12 protein-coding genes are annotated in these 13,689 nt (G+C 62.0%); 9 read left to right on the top strand and 3 right to left on the bottom strand.

Going from position 1 to position 13,689, the window contains the following annotated elements; translation table 11 throughout:
* Positions 1–338 precede the first annotated feature (338 nt).
* Complete coding sequence (locus ACFWXH_RS00675) at positions 339–962, top strand: LysE family translocator (protein ID WP_379116621.1); 624 nt, start codon at positions 339–341, stop codon at positions 960–962.
* A 39-nt stretch (positions 963–1,001) separates the two neighbouring features.
* Here ACFWXH_RS00675 and ACFWXH_RS00680 read toward each other — a convergent pair whose 3' ends face one another.
* A complete protein-coding gene (locus ACFWXH_RS00680) occupies positions 1,002–3,788 on the bottom strand; it encodes an autotransporter outer membrane beta-barrel domain-containing protein (RefSeq protein ID WP_379116623.1) in 2,787 nt (928 codons plus the stop codon).
* Between the two features lie 260 nt (positions 3,789–4,048).
* On the opposite strand from ACFWXH_RS00680, the gene ACFWXH_RS00685 reads away from it, so the two are divergent.
* Positions 4,049–5,374, top strand: a complete 1,326-nt coding sequence (locus ACFWXH_RS00685) for a tetratricopeptide repeat protein (protein WP_379116625.1) — start codon at positions 4,049–4,051, stop codon at positions 5,372–5,374.
* 150 nt (positions 5,375–5,524) lie between these two features.
* Positions 5,525–6,976, top strand: a complete 1,452-nt coding sequence (gene xylB, locus ACFWXH_RS00690) for a xylulokinase (RefSeq protein WP_379116627.1) — start codon at positions 5,525–5,527, stop codon at positions 6,974–6,976.
* A 44-nt stretch (positions 6,977–7,020) separates the two neighbouring features.
* Here the strand turns inward: xylB and ACFWXH_RS00695 are convergent, their stop codons facing one another.
* A complete protein-coding gene (locus ACFWXH_RS00695) occupies positions 7,021–7,383 on the bottom strand; it encodes a nuclear transport factor 2 family protein (protein ID WP_379116628.1) in 363 nt (120 codons plus the stop codon).
* A gap of 216 nt (positions 7,384–7,599) precedes the next feature.
* Between ACFWXH_RS00695 and ACFWXH_RS00700 the strand changes: the two genes are divergently transcribed.
* The 3 genes from ACFWXH_RS00700 (at position 7,600) to ACFWXH_RS00710 (ending at position 9,405) form a co-directional block, all read left to right on the top strand.
* On the top strand, positions 7,600–8,127 hold the full coding sequence (locus ACFWXH_RS00700) for a GNAT family N-acetyltransferase (RefSeq protein WP_379116630.1): 528 nt from the start codon (positions 7,600–7,602) through the stop codon (positions 8,125–8,127).
* A 150-nt stretch (positions 8,128–8,277) separates the two neighbouring features.
* Positions 8,278–8,481 (top strand): hypothetical protein, encoded by a 204-nt coding sequence (locus tag ACFWXH_RS00705; protein ID WP_054309308.1) that lies wholly within the window; start codon positions 8,278–8,280, stop codon positions 8,479–8,481.
* Between the two features lie 90 nt (positions 8,482–8,571).
* On the top strand, positions 8,572–9,405 hold the full coding sequence (locus ACFWXH_RS00710) for a TIGR01458 family HAD-type hydrolase (protein WP_379116632.1): 834 nt from the start codon (positions 8,572–8,574) through the stop codon (positions 9,403–9,405).
* A gap of 14 nt (positions 9,406–9,419) precedes the next feature.
* Here the strand turns inward: ACFWXH_RS00710 and ACFWXH_RS00715 are convergent, their stop codons facing one another.
* On the bottom strand, positions 9,420–10,400 hold the full coding sequence (locus ACFWXH_RS00715) for a GlxA family transcriptional regulator (RefSeq protein WP_379116634.1): 981 nt from the start codon (positions 10,398–10,400) through the stop codon (positions 9,420–9,422).
* Positions 10,401–10,478: 78 nt separating this feature from the next.
* On the opposite strand from ACFWXH_RS00715, the gene ACFWXH_RS00720 reads away from it, so the two are divergent.
* From ACFWXH_RS00720 to ACFWXH_RS00730, 3 genes are read left to right on the top strand one after another with little or no spacing between them, the layout of a single operon-like run.
* Positions 10,479–11,396: a 3-keto-5-aminohexanoate cleavage protein gene (locus tag ACFWXH_RS00720; RefSeq protein ID WP_379116636.1), complete on the top strand. Its 918-nt coding sequence runs from the start codon at positions 10,479–10,481 to the stop codon at positions 11,394–11,396.
* A 38-nt stretch (positions 11,397–11,434) separates the two neighbouring features.
* Positions 11,435–12,520 carry a carnitine 3-dehydrogenase gene (locus ACFWXH_RS00725; protein ID WP_379116638.1) on the top strand — a complete coding sequence of 362 codons (1,086 nt, stop codon included), beginning with the start codon at positions 11,435–11,437 and terminating at the stop codon, positions 12,518–12,520.
* Between the two features lie 3 nt (positions 12,521–12,523).
* Positions 12,524–13,687 carry an acyl-CoA dehydrogenase family protein gene (locus ACFWXH_RS00730; RefSeq protein ID WP_054309303.1) on the top strand — a complete coding sequence of 388 codons (1,164 nt, stop codon included), beginning with the start codon at positions 12,524–12,526 and terminating at the stop codon, positions 13,685–13,687.
* Positions 13,688–13,689: the final 2 nt, after the last annotated feature.

Here is a 13,689-nt window from a genome sequence, read left to right on the forward strand (position 1 = left end):
AATGGGGTCACCTGCACTGCCGTACTTCCGGCGGCTCCCGCACCAAAACTCCTTGCTTCCGTCACAATGCCGGCACGGGTCACGCCTATCTGTTCAGTCGATCCTTGAACTCTGATTGTCGAACCTGGAACGGGCCTTCACATGGCGGACCGCGACGACCGATATGGTACTGCTCTCATAGGCCATCATGGGCATCGCGTGCGTTGTCACGGACGATGCGCAATGCGGGCCGACCGGCGCGATCTGACACCTGTTTGCGGCGCCAGAAAGGGCTGCAAAAACCGCTTTACATCCGCCTGAAGGCAGGGATTTATCCTGTTCTTTAACAGGAGAGACCCATGTCCTTCGAAAACTGGGCGGCTTTCGCTGCCGCCTCTTCCATTCTTCTCATCATTCCAGGCCCCACGATCCTGCTCGTCGTCTCCTACGCATTGGGGCAGGGCTGGCGAACGGCGCTACCGATGGCGGTGGGGGTAGCCTTGGGCGATTTCACCGCCATGACGCTATCCATGCTGGGCATTGGCGCTTTGCTGGCTGCTTCCGCCACCGTCTTCACGGTGTTGAAGGTGATCGGCGCCGCCTACCTGGTTTATCTCGGCATCAAGCTGTTCCGTGCCGGCGGCACGCTGGAAGCGACGCCACGCCACGACGCCGTCTCTGCTGCAAAGATGATGGCACACGCCTGGCTTGTCACGGCACTCAACCCCAAGAGCATCACTTTCTTCGTCGCCTTCCTGCCGCAGTTCATCGACCGTCACGGCAATTTCTGGACGCAGATGGCGGTCTTCGAGGCAACCTTCCTGACGCTCGCTTTCGCCAATGCCTTTGGCTATGCGCTGGTTGCCTCGCGGGCGCGCAATGTCGTGCGCAACCCGAAGGCGATCCGCATTTTCAACCGTACCGGGGGCACGCTTCTGGTTGGCGCCGGTATCGCCACGGTGGCGATGCGGTCTGGCAATTGAGAAGGAAGGGCGGGGCTGCCTAGGCAGCCCCGCTTGGCTTCACCATTTCACGCTGAGACCGAGATTGCCTTCCCAGACCCGGCGCTTTTCGCCGCCGAGATTGGTCGTGTAGTCGGCAGTCGCAAAGAGGCTCAGCGCTTCCGAGAGCTTTGCTACCACACCGCCGCCAACCTCCAGTGACGTGCCGCCGCGCTCGACCTCGATCGGGTCACTGCCGAAATTGATGCGGTCGGTAGCATCGAAGTCGTGCCAGAGATTGGCTTTCAGGTAAGGTTGCAGGATGGTGGTTCCCATCGGCATTATGCCTTGCAAGCGCAAGCCGAGCCGGCCGGTGACGCTGTCGTCATTGTCGAAGGAGACGGTCGAGAACCGATCTCGCTGCCCGTCCAGCGACAGATGTTGCCAGATCAACTGGGCCTGCGGCTCCAGCGTCCATTCCGATGAGAGCTGGATCGGATAGCCGCCTTCGAGTGACAGTGTGACACCCGTCCCGTCGACATCGATGCCGACGTTGCGGTTGGATGTCGCGTTGCCGTCGAACCAGGTGCCCATGATAACGCCGTCCAGATACCAGCCGCCCGGGCCGATATGGGTCCAGTAAGCGCCAAGGCTGGTGGCGCCGAGGTCGAGGTCGCCGACGCTGAGGTTGTTCCAGCCCAGGGCCTGGCCGCGGATGTCGCCGTCCATGCTGGTATGGCCGATGAACAGACCGGCACGATTCTCGTGCCCGGATGGCCCTTCCCAGCCGATCAGGTCGGTACCCGCCTGGAAGCCGAACAGATGACCGTCAAAGGTCGGTGCGATGTTACCGCCCCATTTCATCTCGGCATCCTGGCCGAATACCCGGCCCCAGCTGCCCGGCAGCATGCCGACGCCACCGAGCAGGATCTGCTCGCCGCGCCGCTCATGGAAGGTGCCGAGATTGGCACTCATCAGATAGTAGCCCGCCGGTGGCAGCACCGTGTAGGTCGGCACCTCAATACGGTAGAGCGGCACCACGGAGCCGGTCACACGTGTGGCGCCGGGAGAAGGAGGCGTCGCATTGGCCGACAATGGCGGTGTCGTCGGAACCTCAGGTGGCGGCGGCGGCGGATCGGCCGGCGCCACGGCGGGGGGCGGCGGTGGCGCCACGGGTTGTGCATCGGTCTCGTTGACCGGAGGCGCCGGATCGACCGGATCGGGATCGGCCGGCGTGGCTTCCGGTGGTACGGGCGGCGGCGGCGCGACAGGGGGCGGAGCGGGTGGCTCAGCTTCGGGTGTTATCGGTTGCGGTGGTGGCGGTGTCGGCTCCAGCGGGTCAGGTGCTGGAGCGGGATCGGTGGTGGAGGAAACCAGCGTCGAGCGCAGATACCAGTTCTCGTTGCTGCCGGCGCTGACGCCCCCTTTGAACAGATAATATTCATAGGCGCCTGCCGCGACGGGTCCGTTGAGCGCGAAAGCGCTGCTGGTCGTGGTGGCGCCGTTCAGAGCCTGCACCACCATGATGCCGTCTTGTGTGGTGGCGGCACCCGCGCCGCCGACATTGACGACGGTGACACTTGTGCTGCCGCTGGCCGTGCCGTTGGAAATGACGAGCTTGTCTGAAGCGGAAGAATCGTCGCCAAGCGCGGTCTGCAGTAACAGCAGCCCGTTGTTGCCGGTGTAGTTGCCGGCAATGGTGAAGGTATCGGTCAGGCTGTCGCCGCCATTGGTGAGATCGATGCGGCCGGCATTGACGACATTGGCGAGTTGCCCGGCCGTAAACGCAGAGACGCCGCCATTGCCACCGCCGCCGTAAAGCGTGCTGGTTGCATCGACGTTGAGTGTGCCCGTGCCGGTACCGGTATCGCCCAGGGCGAGTGTTCCGCCGAATTTCAGCTCGGTATCGTTGGTGGCGTTGATGGTTTCCCAGTTCTGCAGCCGGGAGACATTGGAAAAATCGACGTTGGAAAGGGTGAGTGCGTCGGTTCCGAGCCCGCCGCTGATCGCTTTCGTTGCACCGAGATTGCCGTTGTTGAGATTGCTGAGCGTGGCGGTGTCATTGTCTCCGCCGAGGTCGATCGTACCGTAGATGATGCCGCCACCGTTCCAGTTGAACGTGTCTTCTCCGAAGGAGAGCAGAACATCGCCGCCGATCGAGCCGCCTGTTACAGTTACGCTGTCATTGCCGCCGCTGACGCTGATATTGCCGCCGATCGTGCCGCCCGAGATGATGACGGTATCCTGGTCGAAGCCGGTGACGAGGTTGCGGTCGATGGTACCGCCGGACATGTTGAAATAGTTCTTGTCGAGCTTCATGTTGACGCGGCCGATGCGGCCGCCGGTCATGACGGCACGGTCGCCATCGTCGAAGAAATCGACGATGCGCCCATTCGACATGAAGAAGGTGTCGAGCCCGTCCCCCTGGTTGAGCGAGCCGATCTGGCCGCCGGTCATCTGGAAATCGTCGATGCCGGCGCCCTGCTGGACATTGCCGTTCACCGTTCCTGCGCCGATGACGAAGCTGTCCTGGCCGTCGCCCTGTTCCACCGTACCGGTAATGGTGCCGGACTGCATTTCGATCCGGTCGGCGCCGGGGCCATAGGTGACGTTGCCGGTGATCTGGCCGGTGCCTCCAGCCGGGAAGAGCAGAGTGTTGTCGCCAGCGTTATCGACGAGGTTCCCAACGGTCGTGCCGCTGTCGCAGATGACGGTGTCATTGCCTGCCGTGGCCGTAAGAACACATGCCGCCGTTGCAGGCGCAATCGGAAGAACGCCCAGGAAAAGCGAGGTAGAGGCGAGCAATCCGAATTTTGCGCGCAAGGAAACACGCGCCCGGTCCCGCCGTGCCGATACAGATTGCTGCATCAATCTTTCCCTCAGGATAATGTTTTCAAATAAACTGCTTACCGACCTTTCCCCTCGACAAAACCCCATGACGATCCCCGCACCGTCGATCAGGCCGCCACAAAGAAGCCATGATTTGCCTCGCGCCTCCAAACACGGTTTGTTTCCATGGTTTATAAATTGCGAATATTCGGAAATACCTCGAGTTGGCAAAGCCGGACCCTTCTTGAAACATTTTCGCAAAATCGTATGGCTGGAGCCTGTGGACAGGACTGGTCGCAATGACGATCATTGATACATCCGGCCTTGCATTGACGGGCGCCTCGGCGAGTGCTCGGGAGCACTATCTGCGCGGCATTTCCGAACTGCAGCGTTTCGTCGGTGATCCTGTCGGTTCAGTCGACAGGGCGATTGCCGAGACGCCCGGATTTGTCATGGCGCATGTGTTGAAAGGTTATCTGTTCGGCCTGTCGACCGAGCGCGAGGCAATGGCCGTCGCGCGCGCCTGCCACGAGGCGGCGCTGCCGCTTGCAACGACAACGCGAGAACAGGGTCATGTCGCCGCGCTCGGTCATCTGGCTGAGGGGCGCTGGCACGAGGCTTCGCGCGTGCTGGAAGAGCTGACGATCGAATTCCCACTCGATGCGCTTGCCTTGCAGGCCGGGCATCAGATCGACTTCTTCACCGGCAATGCCCGCATGCTGCGCGACCGCATCGGCCGTGCGCTGCCCGCGTGGGACAAGACGATGCCGGGCTGCCACGCCATTTTCGGCATGCAGGCGTTCGGGTTGGAAGAGATGGGAGATTATCAGCGCGCGGAACAGTTCGGCCGCGCGGCCATCGAGCTCGAACCACGTGACGGCTGGGCACAGCACGCGGTTGCCCATGTCATGGAGATGCAAAGCCGCCAGCGCGACGGCATTGCCTGGATGCATGCGAACAAGGAAGGCTGGACGCGGGAGAGTTTCCTGCAGGTGCACAATTGGTGGCATCTGGCATTGTTCCACTACGACCTTGGTGAGGTGGATGAGGTGCTGTCGCTGTTCGACGGACCGATCTACGGCAAGCGTTCGACGCTGTCGCTCAACATGGTCGACGCCTCGGCGATCCTGTGGCGCCTGCATCTCGGCGGCATTGACGTCGGCGATCGCTGGGCTGCCTTGGCTGCAAACTGGGCGCCAAAGGCTGCCGCCGGCAACTACGCCTTCAACGACGCCCATGCCATGATGGCCTTTGTTGGAGCTGGACTGGAGGCGCCGGCGAAAACGCTGCTCGAAACGCAGCGCGAGGCGATGCAGGCGGATGATGACAATGCCGCCTTCACGCGTGATGTCGGTCATCCCGTGACCTTTGCCGTGAAAGCCTTCGGCGAAGGTAACTATAAAGAGACGGTGCGGCTGCTGTGGCCGATCCGAGCGGTCGCGCACCGCTTCGGCGGCAGCCACGCGCAGCGCGACGTCATCGATCTGACACTGATCGAGGCTGCCTTGCGCGACGGTAACGCGCAGCTGGCGCGAGCGTTGACGGCAGAACGCGCATTGGCGCGGCCGGAAAGCCCATTGTCGACCTTGTTCACCCGCCGCGCTGTTGCTCTCGGCACGAATTGACCCGGCCAGACCCTTAAAGTAGAACTGGCCAACAATATTTTTCGGATCTCGAAAAATATAAGAATGCGTTGAGGCCGTCTGTTGCCCGGGTTTTGAGGAGGGTCGACAAGGTGGCACCGGATCGCACGTTGACCGAATGGGGAGGAAGGCATGTATCTCGGGCTCGATCTCGGCACCTCCGGCGTCAAGGCGCTGCTGATTGACGACGGGCAAGCCATTATCGGTTCGGGCCATGCCTCCCTGGATGTTTCGCGCCCAAATCACGGCTGGTCGGAGCAGGATCCATCCGAGTGGGTTCGTGCCTGCCGCGAGGCAATCGCCGAGCTGAAGGCGAGCCACGCCAAGGAATTCTCGTCGATCAAAGGCATCGGTCTGTCCGGCCAGATGCATGGCGCGACGCTGCTCGACGCCGCCGATTCCGTGCTGCGGCCTTGCATCCTGTGGAACGACACGCGCAGCTTTGCCGAAGCCGCCAAACTCGACGCCGATCCGCGTTTCCGCAAGCTCACCGGCAATATTGTCTTTCCAGGTTTCACCGCCCCGAAGCTCGCCTGGGTGAAGGCGAACGAGCCGGCCATTTTCGCCAAGGTCGCGAAGGTATTGTTGCCGAAAGACTATCTGAGGCTCTGGCTGACCGGCGAGCACATTTCCGAAATGTCGGATTCGGCGGGCACTTCTTGGCTCGATGTCGAAAAGCGGCGTTGGTCGGGCGAGCTTCTGGCCGCGACGGAACTCGACGAGAAACACATGCCAGCCCTGGTCGAGGGCACCGAGAAGGCAGGAGGGCTGCGTGCTGAACTCGCCTCGGAATGGGGCGTGAGCGCCGGCATTCCGGTTGCCGGCGGGGCTGGCGACAACGCCGCTTCCGCCTGCGGCATGGGCACGGTCGGAGCAGGGCATGCTTTCGTTTCGTTGGGCACGTCAGGCGTGCTGTTTGCCGCTAACGCTTCCTATCTGCCCAATCCGGAAAGCGCGGTGCACACCTTCTGCCATGCCTTGCCGGCAACCTGGCACCAGATGGGCGTCATCCTGTCGGCAACGGACTCGCTCAACTGGCTTTCGGGCATCACCGGTAAGAGCGCAGGCGAACTGACCGGCGAACTCGGCGATGCGCTCAAGGCGCCCGGCGGTGTCACCTTCCTGCCTTATCTGTCGGGCGAGCGCACGCCGCACAATGATGCGGCCATTCGCGGCGCTTTTGTCGGGCTCGGGCATGAATCGCATAGGGTTGCCTTGACCCAGGCGGTTCTGGAGGGCGTTGCCTTTGCCTTCCGCGACAGTCTGGAAGCGCTGCATCGGGCTGGCACGACGCTGGAGCGCGTGACGGCGATCGGCGGTGGCTCGCGCTCGCGCTATTGGCTGAAGGCGATCGCCACCGCACTTGGCATTCCGGTCGATGTACCCGCCGATGGCGATTTTGGCGCCGCTTTCGGCGCAGCGCGGCTTGGTCTTATCGCGGCAAGCGGTGCGGATCCGCTCGCTGTCTGCACCGGTCCGGCCATTGCTGCCACCATCGAACCGGAGCAAGCTTTGGCTGGCGCTTTCGAGGACGCTTACAAACGCTATCGCGCGCTTTATCCTGCGATCCGCAGCGCGGTGTGAGCACCAGCCCTCCCCGTCCAGGGGAGGGCAGAAATAGAGCAGATTTATTGCGCCGGCACCTTGTCGAGAAAGCCGGTGACGCTCTTCAATCGGCCATTTTCGATCACACCGATATCCGTGCCTTCGATCACCGAATCCACGCCTTCGGGGCCCAGATTCCACGAGAAGCGAATGTAATCGCCGAAGCCGTCCGGCGTACCGCGCAGCGAGAAGCGAAAACCCGGGAACTGCTGCTGCACGCCCTCGATCAACTGGGACATGCCGTCGTGCCCGTCGCCCTGCATGATCGGGTCGCGGTAGTTGACATTCCGGGTGAAGGCTGTGTCGAGCAGGCTGGCGCGGCGCGCGGCATCGGTCTCATTCCAGGCGGCGACATAGTTCTGGGCGATGGCGGTCAGGTCGGTCATGGTCTGTTTCCTTTGTTTCGGGTTTGACGCTGACCTTTTCCCCCGTCCGCAAACCGGAACCAATTACGCGACAGGTAATCGGCACGATGTTTGTCTATCGGGTCGCACTGCGCTGGTTCAGCGCGGAGAGGAAGAAGGGGCTTGTGAAAGGCCCCGGTCCGGGCGAGACCGGCGTTGTTGGCAGGGCGCTGGCATCGGTCAGCAGGAGTAATTGGAATGGCTACAGGTGACGCATTGCATATGGACGGAAGGAAAGCTCCCAAGGTTATGGTCCGGCCCGCGACCGAGGCAGATTTTCCCGATTTGAAGCGTATCCTGCGTGAAACCTTCGAAAGTACCTGGCGGCCGGAAATCACGCCTCTGGCCGCACGGCGCTATCTCGAGACGGATGTCGGTGGCAGCTTCGTCGATGCGCAGGGGCTCGATTTCCTCATTGCCATCGTCGATGGCGAGGTGGCCGGACTGGTGAGTTGGCAGGACGATTTCATCGATGCCTTGCATGTCGGCACGCGCCACCAGCGCCTTGGCATCGGCCGCGCGTTGATGAATGAAGCCGAAAAGGCCATCCGTGCGGTTGGTCAAACCCAGGTGCGATTGGAAACCGACAGCTTCAATGTGCGCAGCCAGGCTTTTTACAGGGCACTCGGCTACGAGGAGAAAGATCGCTATCCCGATGTGGAGTGGGAGAGCGGTTTGACGACGGTGTTGTTCGGAAAGAAATTCCAGAATCCATTAGTCGAGTAATCGATGGTGAAATGAAATCACCATATCTGCACGTTTTCGTGACGCAATTTTCTCAAACTGCCTTTCAATCGCCTTGAGCTTGCCTTCAAGAAGCCGTCACAGGTTTCCTATATACAGGCCTCGCCAGCACGAATCGAAAGGAGGCGAAGAATGCAGACCGAACACGAAATCGACGCCCTTCTGTCGCGTGAGCATGCAGGCTCGATCATCGACCGGCTGATGTCGATGCCGCGCCCTACCAGCGACGCCAAAGTGTCGAACGAATGGGATCGCGCGGTGGCCGGCCGCTTCGAAGCGCATCTTGCCAGGCAAATGCGCGATTGGATCGACGGCGATCGTCGCACCGCCGCGTAGCCAACCGACTGCAATCATCAAAAGCAAAAATCGGACATAGATCCACCCGGCACCGTGTTCGTCATCACAAGGCAAAATTTGTGATGCGGGATGCGGAAGGTCGAAAGAGCACTCGCATGGTTTGACGAGACGGACTTCGCTCGTCATCATCCAGCAATGCTGCGTGCCGTGCTCCTCGACCTTGCCGGCGTGGTCTATGACGGTGAAGCCCCCATAGCGGGTTCCGCCGAAGCGATCAGTCGATTGCGTGCCGCTGGTCTGCCGGTTCGGTTTGTCAGCAACACGACCCGCACGCCGCGGCGGGCGCTTGTCGAGCAACTCGCCGGCCTCGGGATTTCAGTTGCCGACCATGAGGTCATCACACCCGCCGGTGCGGCCATTGCCTGGCTGAAGAAGAACCATCGTACGCCCCACCTTGCCGTCCATCCGAAGCTCGTGCCCGAATTCGACGGGCCGCAGTTCCAGGGGAGGCCCGCAGTGGTTTTGGGCGATGGTGGCGAATCCTTCGACTATGGCGTGCTCAACGGCGCATTCCGCCAATTGATGGCGGGAGCCGATTTCCTCGCGCTTGCCAACAACCGCGTGTTCAAAGACAGCGATGGCCAACCCAGCCTGGACGCCGGCGCTTTCGTAGCGGCGCTTGAGTTCGCCACCGGCGTCAAGGCTACCGTCATCGGCAAGCCCGCGCCGGAGTTCTTCCGTGCCGCGCTGGAAAACATGGATTGCAAACCCGAACAGGCGGCAATGGTTGGAGACGATGCTGAAAGCGATGTTGCCGGTGCCCTGGCAGCGGGTTTGAAGACGGCTCTCCTCGTGCGCACCGGCAAATACCGCGCCGGTGACGAAACGCGCTTCCAACCACCGCCGACCGTTGTGGTGGAGGATCTTGCTGCCGCGGTCGATTGGCTGCTCGCGAACGGCTGATTTTCGCTGACGAACTATTTCTGCCTGAACCGTGTCGGTGCCTCGCTGAAAGCACGGGAGAAAGCGCGGGAGAATGCGGCGGCGGAGGAAAATCCTGTGCGCGCGCCGATATCGGCCATGGCCATGCGCGTGTCGACGACCAGGCGGCGGGCGGCATTGAGGCGGAGCCTCAGATAATAGGCGCCGGGCGTCTCGCCGATGGAGCGGAAGAAAATGGTCTCCAATGTCCGTGTCGTTACGCCCGTGCGTCTGGCAATCGCCGAAATCGTCAGTGGCTGGTCGACATGCGCTTCCATCAGCCGGATTGCCTGGGCGAGACGGGGATCGTAACCGTCGAGCCGACCGAGCGAGACAAGCGGCTGCGCGTCGGTTGCGGCGCGGGCCTGATCGTAGATGAAGACGCTGGCGACATCGAGCGCCACCGCCATGCCGAGCCGCGAACGCACCAGATGCAGCATCAGGTCGAAGGTCGGAGAGGCCCCGCCCGAGGTGAAGACCGGTCCGTCGATGACATAACGGTCGGGGCGTACGTCGGTACCAGGGAAGGCGGCCATGAAATCCTCCATGTCTTCCCAATGCGTGGTGGCGTTGCGCCCTTCCAGCAGGCCGGCGCGCGCGACCAGCCAGGTCCCCGCCTCGACGCCGCCTACGGCGCGCGCGGTGCGCGCCGCCCGCCGGAGGCCGGCCAGCAGTGCGGAGGTCGCATAATTCTGCGTGCCGAAGCCGGCGATCACCACCAGCATGTCAGCCGCTTCCGCTGGATCGAAACGCCCTGAGACGGCAACGGGCAGGCCGCAGGTGGTCACTGGCGCGTCGCCGGTCATGGAGACAAGCCGGTAGTCGAACAGCGTCTCGCCGGTGATACGATTGGCTGCGCGCAGTGGATCGAGCGCGGAAGCCACGCACATGATCGACGCACCGGAGAAGACAAGGAACGTCACCCTGAGCGACGCGCGCTCGGCAAGAAAGATTGATGGTCTTTCGATTTTTGCCATGTTTGTTTCGTAAAACGCAAAACAGACTTCCACAAGCGGCGCAATGATCGGTCAAGAGCATTTCGGGAGGAAAAGCGAATGCCGCTTGCGATGAACCGCGAGGTTTTCATTACCTGTGCCGTCACCGGGTCTGGCGGCACGCAGGACCGCAGCCCACATGTGCCCCGTTCGCCCAAGCAGATCGCCGATTCTGCCATCGAGGCGGCCAAGGCAGGCGCTGCGATCGTGCATTGCCATGTGCGCGATCCCGATACCGGCAAGCCACGCCGCGACGTTCATCTCTACCGCGAGGTCACCGAACGCATCCGCGATGCCAATGTCGACGTCGTGCTGAACCTGACCGCCGGCATGGGTGGCGACATGGTGTTCGGCGATGTCGAAAATCCGCTGCCGTTGAAAGAGCAGGGCACCGACATGGGTGGCGCGTCCAACCGCGTCGAACATGTGCGTCAGTGCCTGCCGGAGATCTGCACGCTGGATTGCGGCACGATGAACTTCAACGAAGCCGATTACGTCATGACCAACACGCCCGGCATGCTGCGCGCCATGGGCGGCATGATGACGGCGATGGGTGTGAAACCCGAGATCGAGGCCTTCGATACCGGCCATCTCTGGTTCGCCAAGCAACTGGTGGAAGAGAAGGTGCTGGCACCCGATGCGCTGGTGCAACTGTGCATGGGCGTGCCATGGGGCGCGCCGGATGACCTCAACACCTTCATGGCGATGGTCAACAACGTGCCGAAGGAATGGACGTTCTCCGCCTTTGCGCTGGGCCGCAACCAGATGGCCTATGTCGCTGCGTCCGTGCTGGGCGGTGGCAATGTGCGCGTCGGGCTGGAAGACAATCTCTGGCTGGACAAGGGTGTGCTTGCCACCAATGCGCAACTGGTCGAGCGTGCGGTCGGTATCGTTGAGAATCTCGGCGCCAGGGTGCTCGGACCGGAAGAGGTGCGCAAGAAGCTCAACCTCACCAAGCGCGCGCCGCTGGCGGCATAAGCTTCGTAAAACTTGAAGCCCTTTCGGGGAATGACACAATGACAATCGAAAAAGCGGCCGCCATCGGCGGTGGGGTCATCGGTGCGGGCTGGGTCGCGCGCCTTCTGCTCAACGGCATAGACGTCTCGATTTTCGATCCCGATCCGGAGGCGTCGCGCAAGGTCGGCGAGGTGATGAAGGGTGCGCGCCGTGCCTATAAGCAGATGCTGCCGGGCGGTCTGCCCAAGGAAGGCAAGCTCACCTTCGCCAAGACGATCGCCGAAGCAGTGACCGACGCCGATTTCATCCAGGAAAGCGTGCCGGAACGGCTCGACCTGAAGCACAAGGTGCTGGCCGAGATCGATCTCCACGCGCCGGCCAATTCGATCATCGGTTCGTCCACTTCCGGGATCAAGCCATCCGACATGCAGGTGGCGATGAAGAAACACCCGGAGCGGCTGGTCGTGGGCCATCCGTTCAATCCGGTCTATCTGCTGCCGTTGGTCGAGATCGTCGGCGGCGCGCAGACGTTCCCGGAGGCGATCGAGGTCGCCAAGGAGATCTATTCCTCCATCGGCATGAAGCCGGTGGTCATCCGCAAGGAGATCGAGGCTTTCGTTGGCGACCGCCTGCTTGAAGCAGCATGGCGCGAGGCGCTCTGGCTGATCAAGGACGGCATCTGCACCGTCGAGGAACTCGACGACATCATGCGTTACTCCTTTGGTCTGCGCTGGGCGCAGATGGGCATGTTCCAGGTTTACCGCATCGCCGGTGGCGAAGCCGGCATGCGCCACTTCATGGCGCAGTTCGGGCCTTGCCTGAAATGGCCCTGGACCAAGCTGATGGATGTGCCGGAATTCAACGATGAATTGGTCGATCTGATTGCCGGTCAGTCGGATGAACAGTCGTCGAAATGGTCGATCCGCGAGCTTGAAAAGATCCGCGACGACAATCTGGTCGCGATCATGGAAGCGCTGTCGAAGCAGAACAAGGGCAAGGGCTGGGGCGCTGGCGCGCTGCACAAGGATTATACAAAGCGGCTGGCCACGCTGGCCGCTTCGACGACTTCGAAGGCGGCGGTGAAGTCCAAGGCGACCAAGCCGGTGAAGAAGATCGTCAAGAAACCTGCCGGGAAGAGGGGGTGAGCCATGCATTTCGGCCTGACCGAAGAACAGCAGCTCATTGTCGATACCACGCGCGCTTTCGTCGAGAACGAGCTCTATCCGTATGAGCTGGAGGTCGAGCGCAGCGGCCACCTGCGCATGGACCTGATCAAGGAGTTGCAGGCCAAGGCAATGGCGGCCGGCCTCTATGCCGCCAACATGCCGGCCGATGTCGGCGGTGCCGGCCTGGATACGCTGACCTGGCTGCTTTACGAGAAGGAATTGGGCCGCGCCAACTACGCGCTGCACTGGACCTGTGTGGCGCGGCCATCGAACATCCTGCTCGCCGGCACTGACGCGCAGCGCGAGAAATATCTCTTCCCCTGCATTCGCGGCGAGAAGTGGGATTGCCTGGCCATGACCGAGCCGGGCGCCGGTTCCGACCTGCGTGGCATGAAGGCGAGTGCGGTCGAAAAAGGCGGCGATTGGGTGCTGAACGGCACCAAGCATTTCATTTCCCACGCCGACATCGCCGATTTCGCCATCTGTTTCATGGCCTCAGGCGAAGAGGACAGCCCGCGCGGCAAGCGCAAGAAGATCACGGCCTTCTTCGTCGACAAGGGCACGCCCGGTTTCACCGTGCGCGATGGCTACCGTAACGTCTCGCATCGCGGCTACACCAATTCGGTGCTGGAGTTCGACGACTGCCGCATCCCGAAGGAGCAGATCCTGGGAGAGGTCCACAAAGGCTTCGAGGTCGCCAACAGCTGGCTGGGCGCCACCCGCCTGCAGGTCGGCGCCACATGTCTCGGTCGTGCCGAGCGCGCGCTGCAGCATGCCATCGACTATGCCGCGCAGCGCGAGCAGTTCGGCCAGCAGATCGGCAAATTCCAGGGCGTTTCGTTCAAGCTGGCCGACATGGCGACAGAGCTCAAGGCTGCGAACCTGATGGTGATGGAAGCCGGCTGGAAATACGATCAGGGCTCGGTGACCGATCAGGACATGGCAATGGCGAAACTCAAGGCCACCGAAGTCCTGGCCTATATCGCCGACGAAGCGATCCAGATCCATGGCGGCATGGGGCTGATGGATGACCTGCCGCTGGAACGCATCTGGCGCGACGCCCGTGTCGAACGCATCTGGGAGGGCACGTCCGAAATCCAGCGCCACATCATTTCGCGTGCTTTGCTGAGGGCGGTTGGGGGATAGTC

It is taken from the genome of Mesorhizobium sp. NPDC059054 (assembly GCF_042739215.1).
GTDB lineage: Bacteria > Pseudomonadota > Alphaproteobacteria > Rhizobiales > Rhizobiaceae > Mesorhizobium.